Raw genomic sequence first — 25,103 nt, forward strand, 5'->3', positions numbered from 1 at the left:
CTACCCCCGTGGCGCCCCGTGTCCCGGCCCCTTCACCGCCACCCCCTGCCCGGCGGCGCCCACTCCCGTCCGCCGCCGGGCCGCGACCGTCCAGACCCCGAGCCCCAGGACCAGCAGGCTCCCGGTACCGATTCCAGCCACGGCGACCAGCTTCATCACGGTGTGGTCGTCTCCGATGCCCCGAGCGCCGTCCGAGGCCTCCGCCGTCCCGGATCCCGCGGATCCTCCGGATTCCTCGCCGGCACCGGTCGCACCACCCACCGACCCGCTCTCGGCAGCCTCCTGGTCCGCGGCTGTGATCTCGAACACCCCCGCCGGCTCGGAGGTCCCGAGATACCCCGGGCCTTCGGCCGCCGAACCGGCGACTCCTACCCGCAGCGTCAGCCCGAACGGCCCTTCGCCGAACCGCTCGGCGACCGGCGCCCCGAGATGCACGGCGAGGTAGTACCAGCCCGCGAACCGCATGCCGCTCATCCGGTCGTCGCGGGCGAAGCGGTTGTCGTAGCGGACGGGAGGTATCCGGTCCAGGTCCGCGGACCTCTGACGGCCGTCGTAGCCGGCCGTCGCGTCGTCCACGAATCCGCGTACGGGGTTGTAGAGGGACATAACCAGCGCGTTGCCCACATAGCCGTCGTCGCCGCTGCCTGAACCGCCCAGCTCGGCGGTGGCGTACAGCTGCTGTCCCCAGTGAACGGGCACCCTGTAGTAGAGCGTCTGCCCGGCCCGGATGCCGTCCGTCTCCTCCCAGACCCCCTGAGCCACTGCGCTCGCCGTCGTGAAGCTCGTACCGCCCCTGCGGCGCTTGGCATCGCCGGTGACGGCCGCGGGCGACGTGGAGTTCCCCACCTCGGGTGCGCTCGTGGAACCGGTCTGTTTCAGGAGCGGCTCCAGCACATAACCGAGCTCCAGTCCCCAGGCTTCGCCCGAAGATTCCTGAGATTCCCGAGATTCCTGAGATTGCTGAGATCCCTGTAGCCCCTGAGAACTCCGTGTGTCCTGTGTGCCCTGGGAGGAGGCGACCGTCCCGACGCGCTCGACGAGCACGTAGTACGTTCCGGCCTCCTGGCACATGTACGGATCACGGCCGATCTGGCGCGACGCCCAGGCGGTGACGGGGCGAGGGCTGCCGGTGGGCCCGAAGCGCGCTGTCTCGGAGGAGCACCGGTGGCCGTTGACGTCCTGCACGGTCACCTTGACGCCCTCCGCCGAGGCGACCGCCGTCCCCATGCGGGGGACGGCGGTGGCGGAGACGTACGCGTTGGCCCCATTGCCGAGTTCGAGGCGGTAGTAGAGCTTGCCGCCCTCACGGATGGAGCTGCGGTACGTCTTCCCGGGAGCGAGTCGTACGGCGCCGGTGGTGCTCGGCATGCCCTCGACCCTGGTGGCGTCCTCGGCAAAGGCGTACGGGGCGGGTGTACCGGCCGCCGCGGCCTGTGCGGGCAGCCCTGCCGTCGCGCACAGGGCCGCTCCCACGGCTGCCAACGCTCGCCACCAGACCGTGCGCCGTCCCATTACGCGCCACCCCCTCGTCGTAGCCCCCGGACGCCGCCCATCCTGCCCCGCCGGAGGACATGCCACCCGCACTCTGCGGACGTAGGCCCGAAGCGCCCTCTACGAAGACCCCTATTTTGCCGCTGCAACCGAATCAGTCACAGGAGCGAACAGGCCAGGCAGCCAGGGCAGCCAGGGCAGCCGAGAACAGGCGTTCAGGACAGCCGAGAACACAAAACCCCGACCGCGAGGCGGCCGGGGTCTGCTCTGAGACTGATGTCGATGGCTGTCGACACTCACGAACCCGTGGGCACGGAGTCAGTCGCCTCCGTCCACAGATCCTGCTCGGCGCGATCCGCCTGGATCTGGCGGTACACGAGGAGCCCGCCGATGGCGGCCAGTGCGACCAGGAGAAGCTTCTTCACCGCGCTACCTCGTCTTTCCTTGACGTAGGGGACCTCTGGCGCCCGACTATACACACCGGTCGATATCGATCGGTGACCTGCATCGGCCCTCAACTCCGGCCCGGCACAGAGCAGTAGAACCGGACGTCGCTGTTCCGATGGCAGGCCGCATCACGCCGTGCGAAGCGTGATATTCACTGGCAAACCACACTCATTACCAACTTTGCCACTTCCCTGCACCCATCCGGGTGGTGTTCATCAGAAGAGCTACGCACCACGAGCGTCGATCCACCACTTCGCACCCCACATACACATCATGAGGAAAGTACGCAAATCGCCCAACCCGAATGTGAGGGGTCATGGCCCGCAACAAGGTCAGGACGCTGTGGACCGCCGTCGTCACCGCCTTCCTCGCGCTGTGCACGGCGCTCGGACTCATCACCACCACCGCCTCGGCGGCCGTACCGCAGACCGAGCGGACCTGCAAGAGCGCGCCGACCGTGAAGGCGCCGGCACTGTCCACCTGGGCCCTGTCCCACGGCCGCTTCCTACCCCCCACGATGAAGCAGCGCATCCAAGCCGAGGCCCACGGCGCCGCCCCGTCCTGTCGCCAACGCCCGTCCACACGGCTCCTCGCGACCACCCCCACGGCCGCCGCCACACCCGCCCTTCCGACAGGGTCTGTTCCCTAGTCCCACCTGACCCACGAGTGAACGGGCGAACAGGACGAACGGGCGAACCTGCGTACACCGCCACACACGAAGACCCCCACCAGTTCTGGTGGGGGTCTTCGTCATGCGGGCCGGGCTGCGAGAGACAGACTGCGGGACACGAAAAGACCAGCTACTTACGTGAGTAGCTGGTCTTTTCACTGGTGGGGCTAACAGGATTTGAACCTGTGGCCTCATCCTTATCAGGGATGCGCTCTAACCAACTGAGCTATAGCCCCGCCGCGCTCTGCGGTGTGTCCCGCGCGCTGACTCCTGAAGATTAGCGCACGACCAGGGCAGTCCCAAAATCGATACCCGGGGAGGGCCGACCAGCGGGGAAGGCGCCCAACGCAGTCGTCGGGCAACACTCACTGCGGCAGCCTCCCGCGCGGTTACTCGTCCTCGGCCAGGGTCAGCTCCACGCCGCCCACGAAGCCCGCGGAGAGGTTGTAGATGAACGCGCCGAGCGTCGCGAGTGCCGTCGCGAGGACGACGTCGATGACGGCGATCACCGACGTGAAGATCAGCACGTTCGGCAGGGACAGGAACGCCTGCAGATCGAAGCCGTTCGACTCGTTCGAGCCCGTCGCCTCGGAGATGGTGCCACCCACCGTCGAGAAGACGCCCATCGCGTCCATGACCATCCACAGCACCGCCGACGCGACGATCGTGCAGACGCCGAGCGCGATGGAGAGCAGGAAGCTGACCTTCATCACGGACCACGGGTCGGCCTTGGCCACGCGCAGACGCGCCTTACGGGTGCGGGGCATGGTGCGTGCACCCGTACGCGGTCGGCGTACGGCACCGTTCGGAGCCTCCGCCGGGTAGGCCTGCGGCGGGTGGTAGGGGGCTGCCGCCTGCTGCGACTGCCGCTCCCCGGGGAGCGGCGAGGCCGACGCCACGGGACCGGCGTTCGACGGCACGGCGGCGGACGCGCCGGCGTTCGACGGCACGGCGGCCGGCTGCGGCACCGGCTGGGCCTGCGGTTGCGGTTGCGGTTGCGGCTGGGCGCCAGGAGCGGCCGGGCCCGCACCAGCAGCCTCGTACTGCTGGTTCTGTGCGCCTCGGGTATCCGGCACAGTTCCCCCCTGGGATCCATGAGCGTCAGCCGAGTGCGAGTCTGTCGCGCTCGGCTTGATCGCCTTCAGCTGGGTCGTGTGCGAATCCATCGCACGCTCGGCGGAGCCACGGCCGCCGCCGTCCGTTTCGGTACCGGTGGAGGTACCTGTACCGGTCGATCCGGGGCCAGTGGCTCCGCTCACGATGACTCACTCCTCGCGCTACTCAGCCGAGGACGGCTCGCCCTCGCCCGTGTCAGTGGTCGCGGCACCCTCGGCCTCCGGCTCGCCCACGGCGACCTCGCCGTCGACCTCTTCGGCCTCGCGTCCCGCCTCGGCGTTACGTGCGATACCGACGACGGCATCGCGCTTGCCCAGGTTGATCAGTTGGACGCCCATGGTGTCACGGCCGGTTTCCCTGACCTCGTTGACTCGCGTACGAATCACACCGCCGCCCAGCGTGATGGCGAGGATCTCGTCGGTCTCCTCGACCACCAGCGCACCGACGAGAGAACCGCGGTCCTCCACGATCTTGGCGGCCTTGATGCCGAGGCCGCCGCGTCCCTGGACGCGGTACTCGTCGACGGGGGTCCGCTTCGCGTACCCGCCGTCGGTGGCAGTGAACACGAACGTACCGGGTCGGACAACATTCATCGAGAGCAGTTCGTCGCCCTCACGGAAGCTCATGCCCTTGACGCCCGAGGTGGCACGGCCCATGGGCCGCAGCGCCTCGTCGGTGGCCGTGAAGCGGATCGACTGCGCCTTCTTGCTGATCAGAAGGATGTCGTCCTCGGCCGAAACAAGTTCGGCTCCGATCAGTTCATCGTCGGAACCATCCTCCTTTTCACGGAGGTTGATCGCGATCACGCCGCCCGAGCGTGGCGAATCGTAATCCTTCAGAGGCGTCTTCTTCACCAGACCGCCCTTCGTGGCGAGCACCAGGTACGGCGCCGCCTCGTAGTCGCGGATGGCGAGGATCTCGGCGATCGCCTCGTCCGGCTGGAAGGCGAGGAGGTTCGCGACGTGCTGGCCACGCGCGTCCCGGCCGGCGTCCGGCAGCTCGTACGCCTTGGCCCGGTACACGCGGCCCTTGTTGGTGAAGAACAGCAGCCAGTGGTGTGTCGTGGACACGAAGAAGTGGTCGACGATGTCGTCTTCCTTGAGCTTCGTGCCGCGTACGCCCTTGCCGCCGCGCTTCTGGGCGCGGTAGTCGTCGGTCTTGGTGCGCTTGACGTAGCCGCCGCGCGTGACCGTGACGACGATGTCCTCCTCGGCGATCAGGTCCTCGATGGACATGTCACCGTCGTAGGGGACGAGCTTGGTCTGGCGGTCGTCGCCGTACTTCTCGACGATCGCGGCCAGTTCCTCGCTGACGATGCCGCGCTGGCGGATCGGAGAGGCCAGGATCGCGTTGTACTCGCGGATCTTCGCCTGGAGTTCGTCGTGCTCCTGGACGATCTTCTGGCGCTCCAGGGCGGCCAGGCGGCGCAGCTGCATCTCAAGGATGGCGTTGGCCTGGATCTCGTCGATCTCCAGGAGGTCCATCAGGCCCGTACGCGCGATCTCGACCGTGTCACTGGCCCGGATCAGCGCGATGACCTCGTCGATGGCGTCCAGTGCCTTCAGCAGACCGCGCAGGATGTGGGCCCGCTCCTCGGCCTTGCGCAGCCTGAAGCGCGTACGGCGGACGATGACCTCGATCTGGTGCGTCACCCAGTGCCGGATGAACGCGTCGAGCGACAGGGTGCGCGGCACACCGTCGACCAGCGCCAGCATGTTGGCGCCGAAGTTCGTCTGCAGGTCGGTGTGCTTGTACAGGTTGTTCAGGACGACCTTGGCGACCGCGTCGCGCTTCAGCACGATGACCAGACGCTGGCCCGTCCGGGACGACGTCTCGTCGCGGACGTCCGCGATGCCGCCGATCCTGCCGTCCTTCACGAGGTCGGCGATCTTCTGCGCGAGGTTGTCCGGGTTGACCTGGTACGGCAGCTCCGTGACCACCAGGCACTGGCGGTTCTGGATCTCCTCGACCTCGACGACCGCGCGCATGGTGATCGAGCCGCGGCCGGTCCGGTAGGCCTCCTCGATGCCCTTGCGGCCCACCACCAGGGCGCCGGTCGGGAAGTCGGGGCCCTTGATGCGCTCGATCAGGGCGTCCAGGAGCTCCTCGTGGGAGGCCTCCGGGTTCTCCAGGTACCACTGGGCGCCGGCCGCGACCTCACGGAGGTTGTGCGGCGGGATGTTGGTCGCCATGCCGACCGCGATACCGGCCGAGCCGTTGATCAGCAGGTTCGGGAACCGGGCGGGCAGGACCGTCGGCTCCTGGGAGCGGCCGTCGTAGTTGTCCGTGAAGTCGACGGTCTCCTCGTCGATGTCACGGACCATCTCCATCGACAGCGGCGCCATCTTGCACTCGGTGTAGCGCATGGCCGCCGCCGGGTCGTTGCCCGGAGAGCCGAAGTTGCCGTTCGAGTCCACCAGCGGCATGCGCATCGACCACGGCTGCGCGAGGCGGACCAGTGCGTCGTAGATCGAGGAGTCGCCGTGCGGGTGGTAGTTACCCATGACGTCGCCGACGACGCGGGCGCACTTGTAGAAGCCGCGCTCGGGGCGGTAGCCGCCGTCGTACATGGCGTACAGGACGCGGCGGTGGACGGGCTTGAGGCCGTCCCGTACGTCCGGCAGCGCGCGCGAGACGATGACGGACATCGCGTAGTCGAGGTACGAGCGCTGCATCTCCGTTTCGAGCCCGACGGGCTCGATGCGAAGGATGGTCTCGCCCTCAGAAGGCTCAGGCGTGACTGGAGTGTTCTCGTCGGCCATTGCTGGTGAAGATCCTTCCTGGTGCGGTCAGCGGAGACCGACTCAGATGTCGAGGAAGCGGACGTCCTTGGCGTTGCGCTGGATGAACTGGCGCCTGGCCTCGACGTCCTCGCCCATCAGGACCGAGAACAGTTCGTCGGCCTGGGCGGCGTCGTCGAGCGTGACCTGGCCGAGGACGCGGTGGTCGACGTCCATGGTCGTCACGCGCAGCTCCTCGGCGTTCATCTCGCCGAGGCCCTTGAAGCGCTGGACCGAGTCGTCCTTGATGCGCTTGCCGTTCTGGCGACCCAGCTCGATCAGCGCGTCGCGCTCGCGGTCCGAGTACGCGTACTCGAAGTCGTCACGGCCCCACTTGATCTTGTAGAGCGGGGGACGCGACAGGAACACGTGCCCGGCCTCGACCAGCGGCCGCATGAAGCGGAACAGGAAGGTCAGCAGCAGGGTGTTGATGTGCTGGCCGTCGACGTCGGCGTCGGCCATCAGGATGATCTTGTGGTAGCGCAGCTTCTCGATGTCGAAGTCCTCGTGGACCCCGGTGCCGAAGGCGGAGATCAGCGCCTGGATCTCCTGGTTCTGCAGGATCTTGTCGATCCGCGCCTTCTCGACGTTGAGGATCTTGCCCCGGATCGGGAGGATCGCCTGGTACTCCGGGTTGCGGCCGGACTTGGCCGAGCCGCCGGCGGAGTCACCCTCGACGATGAAGATCTCGCACTTGATGGGGTCGTTCGACTGGCAGTCGCTCAGCTTGCCCGGGAGGGACGCCGTCTCCAGCAGGCCCTTGCGGCGGGTCAGGTCGCGCGCCTTGCGGGCCGCCACGCGCGCGGTGGCCGCCTGGATGGATTTGCGGATGATGTCCGCGGCCTCGTTCGGGTTGCGGTCGAGCCAGTCCGTGAGGTGCTCGTGCACGACCTTCTGCACGAAGGTCTTGGCCTCCGTGTTGCCCAGCTTGGTCTTGGTCTGGCCCTCGAACTGCGGCTCGCCGAGCTTGACCGAGATGATCGCGGTCAGACCCTCGCGGATGTCGTCACCCGTGAGGTTGTCGTCCTTCTCGCGCAGCAGCTTCTTGTCGCGCGCGTAGCGGTTGATCAGACCCGTCAACGCGGCCCGGAAGCCCTCCTCGTGCGTACCGCCCTCGTGCGTGTGGATGGTGTTGGCGAAGGAGTACACGCCCTCGCTGTAGCCGTTGTTCCACTGCATCGCGACCTCGACGGAAAGGAGCTTCTCCTTGTCCTCGGAGTCGATCGAGATGACGGAGGGGTGCACCACGTCTCCCTTACGGGAGTTGAGGTACTTGACGAAGTCAACGATGCCGCCCTCGTAGTGGTACGTGACGGTCTTGGCCTCGTCCTTCTCGTCGGCGCCCGCCTCGTCCGCGCCTGCGGTGGCCTTGGCCGACTCGCGCTCATCAGTGAGTTTGATCGTCAAACCCTTGTTGAGGAACGCCATCTCCTGGAAGCGCCGCGAGAGCGTCTCGAAGGAGTAGTCGGTGGTCTCGAAGATGTCGCTGTCGGCCCAGAAGGTGACCGAGGTGCCGTGCTCCTCGGTGGCCTCGTGCTGGGCGAGCGGAGCGGTCGGGACACCCAGCTTGTAGTCCTGCGTCCAGCGGTGGCCGTCGGTCTTGACCTCGACGGCGACCTTCGTCGACAGGGCGTTCACCACGGAGACGCCGACGCCGTGCAGACCGCCGGAGACCGCGTAGCCGCCGCCGCCGAACTTGCCCCCCGCGTGCAGCACGGTCAGTACGACCTCGACGGCCGGCTTGCCCTCGGACGGCACGATGCCCACCGGGATGCCACGGCCGTTGTCCACGACGCGCACGCCGCCGTCGGCCAGGATCGTGACATCGATCGTGTCCGCGTGGCCGGCCAGGGCCTCGTCGACGGAGTTGTCCACGACCTCGTACACGAGGTGGTGGAGTCCGCGCTCACCGGTCGAGCCGATGTACATGCCGGGTCGCTTGCGGACCGCGTCCAGCCCTTCGAGGACGGTGATGGCACTGGCGTCGTACGAGGCATTGCCCTCGCCGTTCTCGCCGGTGTCGGTGGACGGGATGTTCTCGTTGGGGTTGCCGGAATCGGCCACGAAGCGCCCTTTCTGGCACAGCACAAGCCAGGCTCCCGGCGGGTGTGCCGGAATGGCTGCGGCATGTTGCGGTGGAAGCCTTTGTCAGCGTTGCACGGTGTTTCCGAAGCGGTCCCCACAAGTGGGGCGGGATTAGCGTCCAGTCTACCGGTAGCGCTGACAGTGATGGGGGTTTGCCGGTACCTGAGTCCGCATGTGCCGCCCTGAACCGGTCTCGGCCGACTCCCCATATGCGGAACGGGGCTCCAAGAGGCTCACAGAGGCACTCAGCGCTTCCGGGCGTCAACCCATCGCTACTCCCTTGTGGGGGCGGCGTTCGCAACCGCGTGCGATCACGAGAGCTGTGGCGAACAGACGGCCGAAGAGCTATCAAATCGCCCTCAACCATCCCGTGACGGATTCGTCCGTGTGAATCCGGTCACGGCGCGGTCCTGCTTCTCAACGGGGCTCAGCCGTAGGTGTCCCCGTGACCGGTGCTCCCGGGCGCGCGCAGCGGGCCGAAACGCCGGGCAGGGCCCGAGGGACCGTGCACCAGGAGCCGCCGCACCGCGCCGTGGCCGAGGTCCTCGTTGAGGCGCGCGACGATCTGGGGAGCCAGCAGGCGCAGGTTCGTCGCCCAGGCCGTGGAATCGCAGCGCACGGTCAGGACCCGCTCGTCCTCGTCGTACTTCTCCGGAACGCAGTGCTTGGCCACGTCCTCGCCGACGAGCTCGGGCCAGCGGCCCATGACACCGCCGACGGCGGCCGGCGTCTCCCAGCCGCGCTCGGTGATCAGACGGTTGATGGCGGAGCCGAGCGCCATCGGGTCGCGGCCGTCGGCGCGCGCTCCGGAGCGCAGACCGCCACCGCGCCGGGCCTGCCTCTTCTGCTGAGCGGCATCCCCACGCGCGCGTGCCGCCTCTTTCGCGGCCCGCAGCGCCACGCGCGCCAGGTCCACGCCGGACGGCTCGGGGGCCTTCCGGGGCACGGGCCCGGAGGCTTGCGGTGCGGATCCGTCGGTGCTCATGCGCGCTCCACAGTGCCGTTGGACACGGTGTACCGCGCCCCCGTCAGTACATCCGGTACGTCGGCGTCGACCGCCGCGGTCACCAGGACCTGCTCCCCGGGCGCCACGAATTCGGCGAGGCGCTCTCTCCTGCGGGCGTCCAGCTCGGCGAACACGTCGTCGAGCACGAGGACGGGCTCGTTCCCCTCCGCCCGCAGCAGGTCGTACGACGCGAGCCGCAGCGACAGGGCGTACGACCAGGACTCGCCGTGTGACGCGTACCCCTTCGCGGGCAGCTGACCGAGTTTGAGAACCACATCGTCCCGATGCGGTCCCACAAGGGTGACGCCCCGCTCGATCTCCTGTTTGCGAGCCTCGGTGAGGGCTGTCGCCAACTGCTCGTAGAGCTCCTCGCGTGTCTGGCCGACGATGCCGGGGGCGGAGGGCTTGTACTCCAGGGCCACCGGCCCGCCGCCGGGCGCGAGCTGCTCGTACGCCTTGTCGGTGAGCGGCTGGAGCGCGGCGACCAGATCGAGGCGCTGCGCGAGCAGTTCGGCGCCCGCGCGCGCGAGGTGCTGGTCCCACACGTCGAGCGTGGACAGGTCCATGGCGCGGCCGCCATGGCGACGGGCCAGCGCGGCCGTCTTGAGGAGGGTGTTGCGCTGCTTGAGGACCCGCTCGTAGTCGGAGCGCACGCCCGCCATGCGCGGCGAGCGGGCGGTGACCATCTCGTCGAGGAAGCGACGCCGCTCCCCCGGGTCACCCTTGACCAGGGCGAGGTCCTCGGGCGCGAACAGGACGGTTCGTACGATGCCGAGCACGTCACGCGGCCTGACCTGCGAGGATCTGTTGATGCGGGCGCGGTTGGCCCGGCCCGGGTTCAGCTCCAGCTCGACGAGCTGCTGGCGCTCGCCCTGCCTCACCTGGGCCCGGATGACCGCCCGCTCGGCTCCCATACGGACCAGGGGCGCGTCCGACGCCACCCGGTGGCTGCCGAGGGTCGCGAGGTAGCCGACCGCCTCGACCAGGTTCGTCTTGCCCTGCCCGTTGGGGCCCACGAACGCGGTGACACCACGGTCGAGTGGGACCTCGACCCGGGCGTACGAGCGGAAGTCGGCCAGCGACAGGTGCGTGACGTGCATGGTCGGGTGCCGACCTCCCCCAACGTGGTGCTTCGGGCGTCCCGTGCTGCCGGGCCGCCCGTGGCCTGCGGTTTTCCCCCGGTTGTCCACGGCTTGTGGACAACCGGGTCACTCCTGAGGGTGTCACGAAGGTGTCATCCTCAGGCTGTGGACTGCATCGTGCTGTGGACTACTTCTTCTCGACCGCGTGGCCGCCGAACTGGTTCCGCAGCGCCGCGATCATCTTCATCTGTGGAGAGTCCTCCTGCCGGGAGGCGAACCGCGCGAACAGCGACGCGGTGATCGCCGGCAGCGGGACGGCGTGGTCGATGGCTGCCTCCACGGTCCACCGGCCCTCGCCGGAATCCTGTGCGTAGCCGCGCAGCTTCTCCAAGTGCTCGTCCTCGTCGAGGGCGTTGACCGCCAGGTCCAGCAGCCAGGAACGGATGACCGTGCCCTCCTGCCAGGAGCGGAAGACCTCGCGGACGTCCGTCACGGAGTCGGCCTTCTCCAGCAGCTCCCAGCCCTCGGCGTACGCCTGCATCATCGCGTACTCGATGCCGTTGTGGACCATCTTCGCGAAGTGCCCGGCGCCCACCTTGCCCGCGTGCACCGCGCCGAAGTCGCCCTCCGGCTTGAGCGCGTCGAAGACCGGCTGCACCTTGGCAACGTGCTCGGCGTCGCCGCCGTACATCAGCGCGTAGCCGTTCTGCAGACCCCAGACACCGCCGGAGACTCCGCAGTCGACGAAGCCGATGCCCTTGGCGGCCAGCTGCTCCGCGTGCCTCTCGTCGTCCGTCCAGCGCGAGTTGCCGCCGTCCACGACGACGTCACCGGGCTGAAGGAGCTCGGCGAGTTCGTCGACGGTCGACTGGGTCGGGGCGCCGGCCGGGACCATCACCCACACCACACGCGGGCCCTGGAGTTTGCCCACAAGCTCTTCGAGGCTGTGGACATCGGCGAGGTCCGGGTTGCGGTCGTATCCGATCACGGTGTGGCCTGCGCGGCGTATCCGCTCGCGCATGTTGCCGCCCATCTTGCCGAGGCCGACGAGACCGAGCTCCATCAGTTGTTCCTTAGGTTGCGACGTGGCATGAGGGCACCTTCGTACCCGTGTCCGAGCCTAAACCCGGACGCTCACGCACATCCGTGGGCGTACGCGCTCAAACGTACGCCCGGCCTGCGGCTTCACCGGATCGTGTCCTCAGGCCGTGCGCGGGGCCCGCCGATCCACCAGGTCCGTCCCGTGCTGTGGACAGGCGTCAGCCGCTGAGCCGCACCGGCATGATCAGGTACTTGTAGGCCTCGTCCGCCTCGGCGTCCACCGCGGGCTTGCCGCTGAGCAGCGCCGGCTTCGTGGACGTCGTGAAGGAGAGCTGGGCGACCGGGGAGTCGATCGCGCTCAGGCCGTCCAGCAGGAACGTCGGGTTGAAGGCGATCGAGATGTCGTCGCCCTCCAGCTGGGCGTCGACCCTTTCCACAGCCTGTGCGTCGTCGCTGGAGCCGGCCTCCAGGATCAGCACGCCCTGCTCGAAGCTGAGCCGCACCGGGGTGTTCCGCTCGGCGACCAGAGCCACACGCTTGACGGCCTCGACGAAGGGGGCGGTCTCGATGACGGCCACGGTGTTGAACTCCGTCGGGAACAGCGTGCGGTACTTCGGGAGGTCGCCCTCCAGCAGGCGGGTGGTCGTACGGCGGCCCGCGCCTTCGAAGCCGATCAGGCCCTCGCCCGCGCCCGAACCGGACAGCGCCAGCGTCACGCTGTCGCCGCTGGTGAGCGCCTTGGCGGTGTCCAGGAGTGTCTTGGCGGGGACCAGCGCGACCGCGGACGCCTCCGGGTTCTCCGGCTTCCACAGGAACTCGCGGACGGCGAAGCGGTAGCGGTCGGTGGACGCCAGCGTCACCGTGTCGCCCTCGATCTCGATGCGCACACCGGTGAGCACGGGCAGCGTGTCATCGCGTCCGGCGGCGATGGCGACCTGGGCGGCAGCGGCAGCGAAGACCTCGCCGGGGACCGTGCCCGTGGCGTTCGGCATCTGCGGCAGCGACGGGTACTCCTCCACAGGCAGTGTGTGGAGGGTGAACCGCGAGGAGCCGCAGACGACCGTCGCCCGTACACCGTCTGTGGAAATCTCCACCGGGCGGTTGGGGAGAGCGCGGGAGATGTCCGCGAGGAGGCGGCCGGAGACGAGGACGGTGCCCTCCTCCTCGACCTCGGCCTCCACCGACACGCGCGCGGAGACCTCGTAGTCGAAGCTGGACAGGCTCAGCTGACCGTCCTCGGCCTTCAGAAGGAGGCCGGCGAGGACAGGCGCCGGCGGACGGGCCGGGAGGCTGCGCGCCGCCCAGGCCACTGCCTCCGCGAGTACGTCGCGTTCCACCCGGATCTTCACTGTTGCCGCCTCCTGCTGTTGCCGGCGCTTCTCGGCCTGCCTGGCTTCGTCGTCTGACTCGGTGTCCCCGGCCCCGGTGAGGGGAAGGACATCGGGGAACAGTCTGACGCACCCCACTGACAGTAGGTGCCTCTCGGGGTCAAGTCGTGACGAGGGGCAGCCGGGAGCCGGACAGCGAGTTGTGCACAGGACCCGCTTCGAAACGGATTCCCCACTCTCTCTGGTTGGGAGTAGTAGTAGGGCCTGTGGAAACCGTGGATAACCGCGTTTTCGCAGCTCAGCGCCGAGATTTTGTCCACTGGTCCTGTGGGTGCGGGCAGTGGACAACCAGGTGTCTCTGTGGAGAACAGAAAGTTCTGCACACCCCGTGCACAGCCTCGGGGCACTTCTCCCCAGCGGCGTCCCCAGGTTTACCCATCTTTCCCACAGCCCAACCCGGCACCTTGGTGTGACGCCTTTCACTCGACGCGGTGAGATGGCGCGTTGCGTTGCCGAACAGTGGACAGTCCTGTGGAGAAGCCGGATCACGCTGGGGACAACGAGCCACAGCCTGTGGGTTGCCGGTGGACAACTTCGTGCACAGCCTGTGGATCTTCTGATCGTCCACAGTCTGTGGAGATCGTCCGTCCACCGATCCACAAGCAGCTGACCTTGCCCGATGGCTGTTCACCAGCGCCGCCTGTGGACATGATCTGTATAACTTCCCAGTCCCCAGGGTGTGGACGGGAGAAAGTCCCCGAATCTGTGGAGGGCGGCCGTAACGCCACGTGGATTCGAACAGCGCGTGTCGCGCGCGGGGACGGGGAACGCCACAGGCACCCCACCGCGTGCGTCCGGGAACGGTGGTGGATCGTCCGGGTGCGGCGGTGGACGGGCTGGAAGGCGGGTGGCGAAGGCGGGTGGCGAAGGCCCTCAGGGCGCCGTCCCGGGCAGCTGCGCCGCCCACGACGAAGGCGCCCGCGGAACCTCTTGTCCCGGGGCGCCTTCAGGGGCGTACGGCGGTGGCCGTCAGCCGTTCTTGATGCGGTTCGTGAGCTCGGTGACCTGGTTGTAGATGGAGCGCCGCTCGGCCATCAGCGCGCGGATCTTGCGGTCGGCGTGCATGACCGTGGTGTGGTCGCGGTTGCCGAACTGCGCGCCGATCTTGGGCAGTGACAGGTCGGTGAGCTCGCGGCACAGGTACATGGCGATCTGCCGGGCGGTCACCAGGGCGCGGCCGCGCGAGGTGCCGCACAGGTCCTCGACGGTCAGACCGAAGTAGTCGGCGGTCGCCGCCATGATGGCGGTCGCGGTGATCTCGGGGGCCGCGTTCTCGCCGCCCGGGATCAGGTCCTTGAGGACGATCTCGGTCAGGCCGAGGTCGACCGGCTGCCGGTTGAGCGACGCGAACGCGGTCACCCGGATCAGCGCGCCCTCCAGCTCGCGGATGTTGCGCGAGATGCGGGAGGCGATGAACTCCAGCACCTCCGGTGGGGCGTTGAGCTGTTCCTGCACCGCCTTCTTGCGGAGGATCGCGATACGCGTCTCCAGTTCGGGCGGCTGGACATCGGTGATCAGGCCCCATTCGAACCGGTTCCGCAGCCGGTCCTCCAGGGTCACCAGCTGCTTGGGCGGCCGGTCGGAGGAGAGCACGATCTGCTTGTTCGCGTTGTGGAGCGTGTTGAAGGTGTGGAAGAACTCCTCCTGCGTCGACTCCTTGTCCGCCAGGAACTGGATGTCGTCGACGAGCAGGATGTCCATTTCGCGGTACCGCTTGCGGAAGCTGTCGCCCTTGCCGTCGCGGATCGAGTTGATGAACTCGTTGGTGAACTCCTCCGAGCTCACGTACCGCACGCGCGTGCCCGGATAGAGACTGCGCGCGTAGTGCCCGATCGCGTGCAGCAGGTGTGTCTTGCCGAGCCCCGACTCCCCGTAGATGAAGAGGGGGTTGTACGCCTTGGCCGGCGCCTCGGCGACCGCGACCGCGGCGGCGTGTGCGAAACGGTTCGAGGCACCGATGACGAACGTGTCGAAGAGGTACTTCGGGTTCAGCCGTGCGGTGGGCTCGCCCGGACCCGCCGCGGGGGCGGGCTGGGCGGCCAGGGGGCCGGGGGCACCGCTGGAAGCGGGCAGCGCCGAGCCGACCGGTCCGCCGCGGTGCACATGGCCCGAGCCCGCCGGAGGATCGGGCAGCTCATGGCGGTCGGGGCGCTGGTCGTAGTCGCCCGGACCCGAGTCGAAGTCCGCGCGGGCCTGCTCGTAGTCGGGGCGGGCGTCGTACTCCGGTCGCCGCTGCTCGTACAGCGGCCGTTCCCTCGACTGCGCGCGGTAGTCCTGCGAAGGCGATGCGTACGGGTCGCGCTCCGGGAAGCCGAGCCGCTGCTGCTGCCAGCCGTAGTCGTCCTGGGACGGGCGTGGCCAGGCGCCGGGCTCGGGGCGCTGGTAGTCCCCTGGGTAGGCGGGGCGGGCGGTCGGGAGCTGGTCCGCGCGCGGGGGCGGCAGCTGGGCACCCGGGCCGTCGGACAGGTGTTCGGAGCGGCCGGATGCGCGGTCGTCGGCGCGGTGGCGGCCGTAGTCCTCGTAGGGGTCCCGGGCCCGGCTGTCGTACGTGTCCGGGATCTGGGCGTCGTAGCCGTCACGGTTCTGCGCCGGTACGGAGGGGCGCTCGAGCTCCTCGTAACGGGACGGAGCCGGGGGCGCGGGGGCGGGCGGTTCGCCGACCGAACTGTCGACGGTGATCGCGATACGGATCGGCCGGCCGCATTCCCGGCTGAGGGTCTCGCTGACGATGGGCGCGAGCCGGCCTTCCAGTACGCCCTTGGCGAACTCGTTCGGGACCGCGAGCAGTGCGGTGTCCGCGACCAGCGCCAGGGGCTGGCAGCGCCTGATCCAGTGCTCGTCCTTGACCTCGACGCCCTGCCCTCGGCCTTCACCGAGGAGGTGCTCCAGTACTCGTGGCCACACTGCGGCAAGATCGGCAGGCAGGTCAGCCACAGGGCACGCTCTCTCACAGGTCCCACGAACGTGTGGTTCTGGGACGGGTTGGGGTTCGAATCGCTGGGGACTTCAGGTCCCGGCGGTCGGGTCGGCGCAAAGCCGTTGGGTCAGGGAGAAGGGAACGAATCGGAGTCCAGTCACGGTAGTCAGGGCGACCGGTGCGGTTCAAGTTGTTGTCCCCAGGCTGTGGACAGTGTCTCTCCGTGACCCTTGGTTTGACCGGATGGCGCGGCCCCGCGTACCGTAACCAGGTCGAGTTGTCGATGGCTGCTGCCGCCTGCCTCCGATGGGCACAGATCGCTTTGGGTGATCGGTAAGCGGTGCACTCGGGCGTTGAGCGAGCTACTCGTGGGCGCACGGTGACAGCCAGGACGGCACCCCGCAACCACCGATTTCTTTCTGGAGCCCCCGAGTGAGCAAGCGCACCTTCCAGCCGAACAATCGTCGTCGCGCCAAGACCCACGGCTTCCGGCTGCGTATGCGCACCCGTGCCGGCCGCGCGATTCTCGCGTCCCGCCGCAGCAAGGGTCGCGCCCGTCTGTCCGCCTGATCCCGGTCAGGTCATGACGTCGTGCTGCCCACCGAGAACCGGCTGAGGCGGCGCGAGGACTTCGCGACCGCGGTACGACGAGGTCGCCGGGCCGGGCGCCCGCTCCTCGTCGTCCACCTTCGAAGCGGTGCCACGGACCCGCACGCGCCTGGGGAGAGCGCTCCCCCGACGCGTGCGGGTTTCGTCGTGAGCAAGGCCGTCGGAGGCGCGGTCATACGTAACAAGGTCAAGCGCAGACTTCGTCACCTGATGCGCGAGCGAGTGGGCCTGCTGCCCCCCGGTAGCCTGGTAGTCGTACGAGCGCTGCCCGGTGCGGGCGACGCCGACCACGCACTGCTGGCCCGAGACCTGGATGCCGCCCTTCAGCGGCTGCTGGGAGGGGGCGCGCGATGAAGTACCCGCTGCTGGCGCTGATCAAGCTGTACCAGTGGACGATCAGCCCGTTGCTCGGGCCGGTCTGCAAGTACTACCCGTCGTGCTCCCACTACGGCTACCAGGCCATCGACCGGCATGGTGCGATCAAGGGCACGGCACTCACCGCCTGGCGCATCCTTCGGTGCAATCCGTGGTCACTGGGCGGTGTGGACCATGTCCCGCCGCGCAAGCGCCCGCGATGGCACGAGATGCTGCGCAACGCTTGGCGCGCACGCAAGGGCGGGACCTCCGCCGCCGAACCGGCCACTGAGGGGCACGGGGTGCCCGACCTCTCCTCTAGCCCGGCCGCCGAGAGCCCGTCCCATGCCCAAGGAGCATGATTAGTGGACACGATTGCCAGTCTCTTCAGCTTCATCACGACACCCGTCTCCTGGGTCATCGTCCAGTTCCACACGGTGTATGGCGCGATCTTCGGTCCTGACACCGGGTGGGCCTGGGGCCTGTCCATCGTGTCCTTGGTGATCCTGATCCGCATCTGCCTGATCCCGCTCTTCGTGAAGCAGATCAAGGCGACCCGGGCCATGCAGACGCTCCAGCCCGAGATGAAGAAGATCCAGGAGCGCTACAAGAACGACAAGCAGCGTCAGTCCGAAGAGATGATGAAGCTGTACAAGGAGACGGGCACCAACCCGCTCTCCTCGTGCCTTCCCATCCTGGCGCAGTCGCCGTTCTTCTTCGCCCTGTACCACGTGCTCAACAGCATCGCGTCGAACGACACCATCGGCGTGATCAACCAGAGCCTGCTGCAGAGCGCGCAGAAGGCGCACATCTTCGGGGCCCCGCTGGCCGCGAAGTTCACCGACAGCGCGGACAAGGTCGCGGCGCTCGACGCCTCGCTGACCAACGTCCGCATCATCACCGCGGTCATGATCATCCTCATGTCGGCGTCGCAGTTCTACACGCAGCGCCAGCTGATGACGAAGAACGTCGACACCACGGTGAAGACGCCGTTCATGCAGCAGCAGAAGATGCTGATGTACATCTTCCCGGTCATGTTCGCCGTGTTCGGTATCAACTTCCCTGTCGGTGTCCTCGTCTACTGGCTGACCACCAACGTGTGGACCATGGGCCAGCAGATGTACGTGATCCACAACAACCCGACCCCGGGTTCCAAGGCCCAGGCCTCCTACCTGGAGCGCCTGCAGAAGCACGTCACGCACCACGGCAAGACCCGCAACCGCCGTGAGCGCGCCATCGTGAAGGCGATCGTCGCCAAGGGCCGCGACCGCAACGAGTTCGAGCGCAAGTTCATCAACACTCTGACCAAGGCGGGCCTCGCGGCCCAGGCTGACGGCACCGTGGCCAAGAGCGAGGTCGCGGCCGTCGCCGCGGCCGAGGACGGTACGCCGACCACCGGCGCACCGAAGCGTCAGCAGCCCAAGCGGCAGAGCAAGTCCCAGCGCCAGTCCGGTGGGGCCAAGCCTGCAGGCGACAGCGAGCCGAAGACCACCACGTCGCTGAGCAAGTCCGACGAGCCGTCCGACGCCGCGGACGCCAAGCCGGCGGGCGCTGCCAACGGCAAGAAGACGGCCTCGAAGCCCGGCTCCGGCACCCGCAGCAAGGCCCAGTCCGGTCAGCGCAAGGGCCAGCAGCGTCCCAAGTCCCCGTCCAAGAAGTAAGAAGGAGTCCATCCCGTGACGGAAGGCACCACCTCCGCCGCCACCGAGGGTGGCGACACCCTGACCCGCCTGGAGCAGGAGGGCGAGATCGCGGCGGACTACCTTGAGGGTCTGCTGGACATCGCCGATCTCGACGGCGACATCGACATGGACGTGGAGGCCGACCGCGCCGCTGTCTCGATCATCAGCGACTCGGGCAGCCGCGACCTGCAGAAGCTGGTCGGCCGGGACGGCGAGGTGCTGGAGGCGCTTCAGGAGCTCACGCGCCTGGCCGTGCACCGGGAGACCGGCGACCGCAGCCGTCTGATGCTGGATGTCGCCGGCTACCGCGCCAAGAAGCGTGCCGAGCTGTCCGAGCTGGGTGCCAAGGCCGCAGCCGAGGCCAAGAGCTCCGGCGAGCCGGTGAAGCTGAAGCCGATGACACCCTTCGAGCGCAAGGTCGTACACGACGCGGTCAAGGCCGCGGGTCTGCGCAGCGAGTCCGAGGGCGAGGAGCCGCAGCGCTTCGTCGTCGTGCTTCCCGCCTGATTCAGCACGTTCCTCCGGCCCCGTCTGTTGCCCAGGCGGGGCCGAACTTTGTCAGCTCGATCAATCCTGTCGGTCGCCGCGGCGCGTGGCGGCCCGTAGGTTCCTGATGGTCTTGGTGGTCTGCGCCCAGTGCGCCTGTGCGGTACGGAAGGACGGTCCCTCGTGACGGAGGCAGCGGAGCTCCCCCCGGCTCCCGAGCAGGCCCGGGCGGTATTCGGCGAACGCTTCGCGGACGCGGTCCGGTACGCGGAGCTGCTTGCCGAGGCAGGAGTGCAGCGTGGTCTGATCGGCCCTCGCGAGGTGCCCAGGTTGTGGGAGCGGCACCTGCTGAACTGTGCGGTGCTCTCGGAGGTCGTGCCTGAGGGCGTGACCGTGTGCGATGTCGGCTCGGGGGCGGGGCTGCCGGGCATCCCGCTGGCTCTGGTCCGGGACGACCTGAAGATCACGCTGCTCGAACCTCTGCTGCGGCGGACCAACTTCCTCACCGAGGTCGTCGAGCTCCTCGGCCTCGACCATGTCACGGTCGTGCGTGGCCGTGCCGAGGAGGTCATGGGGAAGATGCCTGCGGTCCACGTTGTCACGGCACGCGCGGTGGCCCCGCTGGACAGGTTGGCGACCTGGGGAATCCCCTTGCTGCGCCCGTACGGAGAGATGCTCGCGCTCAAGGGGGATACCGCCGTCGAGGAGCTGAAGAGCGCCGCCACTGCCTTGAGCAAGCTGGGTGCCGTGGAGACCTCGATCCTCCATGTTGGTGAGGGGGTAGTGGATCCACTGTCCACCGTGGTGCGGGTCGAAGTCGGGGAGAGCCCGGGCGGTGTGCGGTTTGCAGCCAAGCGCGCCAAGGCGGCCAGGACGGGGCGGGCCCGACGGCCTCGTTGAGTCCCTCCGGCGAGCGTGTGGGCGCTGTTGATCCGTCCTGACGACGAGACGTACTCCACACAAGCTGCCAAACCTACGCATGCCGGAGTGTCGCGACACTCCGGTTGCCGCGGCTGTGCATCGTGTTTCACGTGAAACGTCGCTCACTGCTGCACGGCATCATCAGCCGCGGCCGCGCCGCGGCCGACCCCCGCACCCGTAAGCCTCTCGGGTCACTCGGAGAGGTACCGGAGTTGTCCACAGAGGTGGATTTCTCCACAGAACACCAGGCCTCACTGGTTCGCGACCCCAAAGACATGGGAGGCTCTGTTCATTGCGAGCCTGAAGTCGAGGAGAGTGAATCCTTGCGGTCCGACGCCAACATCGCGGGACCGATGACCGATCCGGTCCCCGGTCCCCGTACCGAGTCGATGGGGGAGGATGTTTCACGTGAAACACCGCCCCCGATGGACGACACTCCCATCGGTCGTGCTGCCCAACTGGCGGTGGAGGCTTTGGGACGCGCCGGTGAGGGCCTGCCTCGGCCCGAGCAGACGCGCGTCATCGTGGTCGCCAACCAGAAGGGCGGGGTCGGAAAGACCACGACGACGGTCAACCTTGCCGCTTCACTGGCCCTGCATGGCGGACGTGTCCTGGTGATCGACCTCGACCCGCAAGGCAATGCGTCCACTGCGTTGGGCATCGATCATCACGCCGAAGTTCCTTCGATCTACGACGTGTTGATCGACAGCAAGCCGCTGTCCGAAATCGTCCAGCCCGTGCCCGACGTCGAGGGACTCTTCTGTGCCCCCGCCACGATCGATCTCGCCGGTGCGGAGATCGAGCTGGTCTCTCTGGTGGCGCGGGAGAGCCGGCTACAGCGGGCGATCCAGGCCTATGAGCAGCCCCTGGACTACATCCTCATCGACTGCCCGCCCTCGCTCGGTCTCCTGACGGTCAATGCGCTGGTGGCCGGCCAGGAGGTCCTGATCCCGATTCAGTGTGAGTACTACGCACTGGAGGGCCTCGGGCAGCTGCTCCGCAATGTCGACCTGGTGCGGGGGCACCTCAACCGCGCCCTCCATGTGTCGACCATCCTGCTCACCATGTATGACGGCCGGACGCGCCTCGCCTCCCAGGTCGCCGACGAGGTGCGCAACCACTTCGGTGACGAGGTACTGAGGACGAGCATTCCGCGCTCCGTCCGTATCTCCGAGGCACCGAGCTATGGGCAGACGGTGCTGACGTACGATCCAGGATCGAGCGGTGCCCTCTCCTATCTTGAGGCGGCACGAGAAATCGCGCTGAAGGGCGTCGGTGTTGGGTACGACCCGACGCCCGCCCATATCGGCGCACAGAGTAACCCGAGCATGGTGGAGGGGATCCAGTGAGCGAGCGACGGAGGGGGTTGGGCCGTGGTCTCGGCGCACTGATTCCTGCCGCCCCAACAGGGGAGCCGGTGTCGCCACCGGCGGGGAGTGGAGGGTCCACGTCCCCTGCGGCTGTGCCCGTCCTCACCACCGAGCGAGGAGTGGCGGCCGCGAAGGTGACAACGCTGCCGCATGTTTCACGTGAAACAGAGGACCCGTCGCCGAACGGTGCCGTGGAGACACAGGCAGCGCCTCTCGGTGCCCACTTCGCCGAGCTGCCCCTGGACTCCATCACGCCGAATCCTCGCCAGCCGCGCGAGGTATTCGACGAGGACCTCCTGCAGGAACTGGTCACCTCCATCAAGGAGGTCGGTCTCCTCCAGCCTGTCGTCGTACGGCAGCTGGGTCCCGCGCGATACGAGCTCATCATGGGTGAGCGGCGTTGGCGGGCCTGCCGTGAGGCCGGCCTGGAGGCGATCCCTGCGATCGTGCGCGCCACGGACGACGAGAAGCTGCTCCTGGACGCGCTCCTGGAGAACCTGCACCGAGCCCAGCTGAACCCCCTGGAAGAGGCGGCCGCCTATGACCAGCTGCTCAGGGACTTCAACTGCACGCATGACCAGCTGGCAGACCGGATTGGTCGATCCCGTCCACAGGTCTCCAACACCCTGCGTCTGCTGAAGCTCTCTCCTGCGGTGCAGCGTCGAGTGGCTGCCGGCGTTCTCTCCGCAGGGCATGCCCGGGCGCTGCTCTCCGTGGAGGACTCGGACGAGCAGGACCGGCTGGCTCATCGGATCGTCGCCGAGGGGCTCTCGGTGCGGGCGGTCGAGGAGATCGTCCACCTCATGGGTTCGCACCCGAAGAGCGCCCCGACTTCCAAGGGGCCGCGTGCCGGCACCCGGATCTCCCCGGCGCTGAGCGACCTTGCGACCAGGCTCTCGGATCGCTTCGAGACGCGAGTGAAGGTCGACCTCGGCAAGAACAAGGGCAAGATCACCGTCGAGTTCGCCTCGATGGAGGACCTTGAGCGCATCCTTGGCAGCCTGGCTCCAGGCGAGGGCCCGGTTCTTCAGAAGAGTCTCCTGGATCACGAATCCGACGAGACTGATTCCTGAGCCTTCAGACTGTAGGACGACTTTCGACCGGTCGACCAGCAGAGCGGGCCGTGTCCGGTGTGTACCGGAACACGGCCTGCTCTTTGCTTTCAGGCGGTATCGATGGAATCACATCGTGGATACGATGCGTTGGGGTATGGCGCATCCACCTGGCGGCACCTTGATCGGGGAGGCGGGCGTCATACGAACCGTGAGCCGTTCCGAGCTGGTGATCGTCGGCTTTGGACTGAGGGCGGTTGGCGGTTTCGTCGGCAGCCTGCCGAGGGAGCGGAGTGCCCTGACAGCAGCCCGCGACGCAGCGGGCGAAGGAAGCGAGGAACAGCCTTCATGGGGCGTCGGCTCGTACCGCTCACCCTGGACAACGTTAAGGACCTTCCCAGGCGCTGTCGCTCGTGTGTCTTCTGGGAGTTGGACCCAGTCAGCGGTGAGGCCGCAGTCAAGGCGGGCACCCCTGCACTGGAGAAAGAGGCCTGGATTTCCGCGGTCCTGCTGGACTGGGGATCCTGTGGCCGGGTCGTCTATGTGGACGAGGTACCGGTGGGCTTCGTGCTGTACGCGCCACCCGCCTATGTCCCCCGCTCGACGGCATTCCCCACGAGCCCGGTGTCTCCCGACGCCGTCCAGCTGATGACGGCCTTCATCATGCCGGGCTATCAGGGGCAGGGCCTGGGCCGTGTGATGGTCCAGACAGTCGCCAAGGATCTGCTGCGTAGGGGTTTCAAGGCCATTGAGGCCTTCGGGGACGCGCGTTGGCAGGCACCAGCGTGTGTACTGCCTGCTGACCATTTGACGGCGGTGGGCTTCAAGACGGTCCGTCCCCATCCCACGTATCCCCGGCTTCGGCTGGAGCTGCGGACGACGCTTTCCTGGAAGGAGGACGTCGAGCTGGCGCTGGACCGTTTGCTCGGCGCCGTACAGAAGGAGCCGGCACTGCGACCGCTCTGATGGATGGGCTCTCTGTGTGCTGTGCGCGCTCACCTCACACGAATGGGCCAGCCCTTGAGGCTGGCCCATTCGTGTTTCACGTGAAACATCGCCGCTGTCGTGAAACGGCGGTGCCGACGACTCGGCTCACTCAGCGATGAAGTCCTCAAGGTCGCGAACGATCGCGGCCTTCGGCTTGGCACCGACGATGGTCTTGGCGACCTCGCCACCCTGGTACACGTTCAGGGTCGGGATGGACATGACGCCGTACTTGGCGGCCGTTCCCGGGTTCTCGTCGATGTTGAGCTTGACGACCTCGATCTTGTCGCCGTACTCGGCGGCGATCGCCTCAAGAGACGGCGCGATCTGGCGGCACGGACCGCACCAGGCGGCCCAGAAGTCCACCAGGACGGGCTTGTCGCTCTTGAGGACGTCCTGCTCAAAGGAATCGTCGGTCACATTCTTCAGGGTGCCGGCCACGGCGGGGCTCCTTAAATGGTTGATGCGGTGAGACGGATGGGGGTCAGACGGCGGTCTTCTCGGGCTCGGCGGCCTGCCCGCTGTCCGCGAGGGCAGCGAGGAAACGCTCGGCGTCGAGGGCCGCGGAGCAGCCGGTGCCGGCTGCGGTGATCGCCTGGCGGTACGTGTGGTCGACGACATCACCGGCGGCGAAGACACCGGTCAGGTTCGTCCGGGTGGAGGGGGCGTCCACCTTCAGGTAGCCCTCCTCGTCCAGGTCGAGTTGGCCCTTGAAGAGTTCCGTACGGGGGTCGTGGCCGATCGCGATGAACAGGCCCGTCACCGGTAGCTCCGACGTCTCGCCCGTCTTCACATTGCGCAGCGTCAGGCCGGCCAGCTTCTGGTCGCCCTTGATCTCGGCGACCTCGCTGTCCCAGACGAACTTGATCTTCGGGTCGGCGAAGGCGCGCTCCTGCATGGCCTTGGAGGCCCGCAGGGTGCTCCGGCGGTGGACAACCGTCACGGACTTGGCGAACCGGGAGAGGAAGGTGGCCTCCTCCATGGCGGTGTCACCGCCACCGATCACCGCGATGTCCTGGTCCTTGAAGAAGAAGCCGTCGCAGGTGGCGCACCAGGAGACGCCTCGACCGGAGAGAGCGTCCTCGTTGGGCAGCCCGAGCTTGCGGTGCTGGGAGCCGGTGGCGACGATGACCGCCTTGGCGTGGTGCACGGTGCCCGCGGTGTCCGTGACGGTCTTGATCTCACCGCTGAGGTCGACGGCAACGACGTCGTCGGGAACAAGCTCGGCACCGAAGCGCTCGGCCTGGGCACGCATGTTGTCCATGAGCTCGGGGCCCATGATGCCGTCCTGGAAGCCGGGGAAGTTCTCCACGTCGGTCGTGTTCATGAGCGCGCCACCCGCGGTGACGGCGCCCTCGAATACCAGCGGCTTCAGCGACGCGCGCGCGGTGTAGAGCGCCGCTGTGTAGCCGGCGGGCCCGGACCCGATGATGATCACGTTTCGGACGTCGCTCACGGCTTGATTCCTCGTCTCTGGAGACTGCTGCCTACTGCTGCCGGTGGGAGCTTCTCTGACAACTCTCATCCCACCCAACGGATCCTACGGGGCGTGCATTCCCGGTGTGTCCGGGCACACGGAGTCCCGGCATCGCGCAGGGATGCCAAGGGGAAACCGGTGTCGG

The 25,103-nt window shown here is 67.8% G+C and carries 22 protein-coding genes and 1 tRNA gene; 10 read left to right on the top strand and 13 right to left on the bottom strand.

The genetic code is table 11. The features are described 5' to 3' along the window. A complete protein-coding gene (locus tag IE262_RS28720; RefSeq protein ID WP_229877553.1) occupies positions 1–1,512 on the bottom strand; it encodes a hypothetical protein in 1,512 nt (503 codons plus the stop codon). Positions 1,513–1,787: 275 nt separating this feature from the next. Continuing rightward, positions 1,788–1,916 carry a DLW-39 family protein gene (locus IE262_RS39735; RefSeq protein WP_003999697.1) on the bottom strand — a complete coding sequence of 43 codons (129 nt, stop codon included), beginning with the start codon at positions 1,914–1,916 and terminating at the stop codon, positions 1,788–1,790. A gap of 338 nt (positions 1,917–2,254) precedes the next feature. Between IE262_RS39735 and IE262_RS28730 the strand changes: the two genes are divergently transcribed. Then, positions 2,255–2,587, top strand: coding sequence for a DUF6344 domain-containing protein (locus IE262_RS28730; protein ID WP_229877554.1), 333 nt, complete (start codon positions 2,255–2,257; stop codon positions 2,585–2,587). A gap of 180 nt (positions 2,588–2,767) precedes the next feature. Here IE262_RS28730 and IE262_RS28735 read toward each other — a convergent pair. From IE262_RS28735 to dnaA, 9 genes are all read right to left on the bottom strand, one after another. Continuing rightward, positions 2,768–2,844, bottom strand: a tRNA-Ile gene (locus IE262_RS28735). 153 nt (positions 2,845–2,997) lie between these two features. Beyond that, positions 2,998–3,867 carry a DUF3566 domain-containing protein gene (locus tag IE262_RS28740; RefSeq protein WP_189877769.1) on the bottom strand — a complete coding sequence of 290 codons (870 nt, stop codon included), beginning with the start codon at positions 3,865–3,867 and terminating at the stop codon, positions 2,998–3,000. A gap of 18 nt (positions 3,868–3,885) precedes the next feature. Beyond that, positions 3,886–6,486, bottom strand: coding sequence for a DNA gyrase subunit A (gyrA, locus tag IE262_RS28745; protein ID WP_189877771.1), 2,601 nt, complete (start codon positions 6,484–6,486; stop codon positions 3,886–3,888). Between the two features lie 42 nt (positions 6,487–6,528). Beyond that, positions 6,529–8,592, bottom strand: a complete 2,064-nt coding sequence (gene gyrB, locus IE262_RS28750; RefSeq protein WP_189877773.1) for a DNA topoisomerase (ATP-hydrolyzing) subunit B — start codon at positions 8,590–8,592, stop codon at positions 6,529–6,531. A gap of 424 nt (positions 8,593–9,016) precedes the next feature. Next, positions 9,017–9,574 (bottom strand): DciA family protein, encoded by a 558-nt coding sequence (locus tag IE262_RS28755; RefSeq protein WP_189877775.1) that lies wholly within the window; start codon positions 9,572–9,574, stop codon positions 9,017–9,019. Further along, the gene (gene recF / locus IE262_RS28760) at positions 9,571–10,695 is read right to left on the bottom strand and encodes a DNA replication/repair protein RecF (RefSeq protein WP_134038203.1); all 1,125 of its coding nucleotides are present in this window, start codon (positions 10,693–10,695) and stop codon (positions 9,571–9,573) included. The genes IE262_RS28755 and recF overlap by 4 nt, the downstream gene beginning before the upstream one ends. A gap of 169 nt (positions 10,696–10,864) precedes the next feature. Continuing rightward, on the bottom strand, positions 10,865–11,740 hold the full coding sequence (gnd, locus tag IE262_RS28765; protein ID WP_134038200.1) for a phosphogluconate dehydrogenase (NAD(+)-dependent, decarboxylating): 876 nt from the start codon (positions 11,738–11,740) through the stop codon (positions 10,865–10,867). A gap of 196 nt (positions 11,741–11,936) precedes the next feature. Then, complete coding sequence (dnaN, locus tag IE262_RS28770; RefSeq protein WP_134038197.1) at positions 11,937–13,067, bottom strand: DNA polymerase III subunit beta; 1,131 nt, start codon at positions 13,065–13,067, stop codon at positions 11,937–11,939. 1,008 nt (positions 13,068–14,075) lie between these two features. Then, positions 14,076–16,040, bottom strand: coding sequence for a chromosomal replication initiator protein DnaA (gene dnaA, locus IE262_RS28775; protein ID WP_189877777.1), 1,965 nt, complete (start codon positions 16,038–16,040; stop codon positions 14,076–14,078). A 415-nt stretch (positions 16,041–16,455) separates the two neighbouring features. Between dnaA and rpmH the strand changes: the two genes are divergently transcribed. The 9 genes from rpmH (at position 16,456) to IE262_RS28820 (ending at position 23,463) form a co-directional block, all read left to right on the top strand. Then, the gene (gene rpmH / locus IE262_RS28780; protein ID WP_003956500.1) at positions 16,456–16,593 is read left to right on the top strand and encodes a 50S ribosomal protein L34; all 138 of its coding nucleotides are present in this window, start codon (positions 16,456–16,458) and stop codon (positions 16,591–16,593) included. A gap of 21 nt (positions 16,594–16,614) precedes the next feature. Further along, positions 16,615–16,986 carry a ribonuclease P protein component gene (gene rnpA, locus IE262_RS28785; protein WP_134038192.1) on the top strand — a complete coding sequence of 124 codons (372 nt, stop codon included), beginning with the start codon at positions 16,615–16,617 and terminating at the stop codon, positions 16,984–16,986. Then, entirely contained in the window at positions 16,983–17,348 is a 366-nt protein-coding gene (gene yidD / locus IE262_RS28790; protein WP_134038189.1) for a membrane protein insertion efficiency factor YidD, read from the top strand. The genes rnpA and yidD overlap by 4 nt, the downstream gene beginning before the upstream one ends. Positions 17,349–17,351: 3 nt before the next feature. Beyond that, a complete protein-coding gene (gene yidC / locus IE262_RS28795; protein ID WP_189877778.1) occupies positions 17,352–18,647 on the top strand; it encodes a membrane protein insertase YidC in 1,296 nt (431 codons plus the stop codon). 15 nt (positions 18,648–18,662) lie between these two features. Continuing rightward, positions 18,663–19,175, top strand: coding sequence for a Jag family protein (locus IE262_RS28800; protein ID WP_189877780.1), 513 nt, complete (start codon positions 18,663–18,665; stop codon positions 19,173–19,175). 162 nt (positions 19,176–19,337) lie between these two features. Then, the gene (rsmG, locus tag IE262_RS28805; protein WP_134038181.1) at positions 19,338–20,054 is read left to right on the top strand and encodes a 16S rRNA (guanine(527)-N(7))-methyltransferase RsmG; all 717 of its coding nucleotides are present in this window, start codon (positions 19,338–19,340) and stop codon (positions 20,052–20,054) included. 296 nt (positions 20,055–20,350) lie between these two features. Beyond that, positions 20,351–21,424: a ParA family protein gene (locus tag IE262_RS28810; protein ID WP_134038627.1), complete on the top strand. Its 1,074-nt coding sequence runs from the start codon at positions 20,351–20,353 to the stop codon at positions 21,422–21,424. Further along, a complete protein-coding gene (locus IE262_RS28815) occupies positions 21,421–22,518 on the top strand; it encodes a ParB/RepB/Spo0J family partition protein (RefSeq protein WP_134038178.1) in 1,098 nt (365 codons plus the stop codon). Before IE262_RS28810 ends, IE262_RS28815 begins: the two co-directional genes overlap by 4 nt. Positions 22,519–22,845: 327 nt before the next feature. Continuing rightward, the gene (locus tag IE262_RS28820) at positions 22,846–23,463 is read left to right on the top strand and encodes a GNAT family N-acetyltransferase (protein ID WP_134038175.1); all 618 of its coding nucleotides are present in this window, start codon (positions 22,846–22,848) and stop codon (positions 23,461–23,463) included. 126 nt (positions 23,464–23,589) lie between these two features. On the opposite strand, the gene trxA is transcribed toward IE262_RS28820, so the two are convergent. Together trxA and trxB are read right to left on the bottom strand one after the other, a co-directional pair. Continuing rightward, positions 23,590–23,922, bottom strand: coding sequence for a thioredoxin (gene trxA / locus IE262_RS28825; protein WP_003991504.1), 333 nt, complete (start codon positions 23,920–23,922; stop codon positions 23,590–23,592). Positions 23,923–23,965: 43 nt separating this feature from the next. After that, complete coding sequence (gene trxB / locus IE262_RS28830) at positions 23,966–24,937, bottom strand: thioredoxin-disulfide reductase (RefSeq protein WP_189877782.1); 972 nt, start codon at positions 24,935–24,937, stop codon at positions 23,966–23,968. Positions 24,938–25,103 lie beyond the last annotated feature (166 nt).

Source organism: Streptomyces bluensis (assembly GCF_014650715.1).
Classification (GTDB): Bacteria; Actinomycetota; Actinomycetes; order Streptomycetales; family Streptomycetaceae; genus Streptomyces; species Streptomyces bluensis.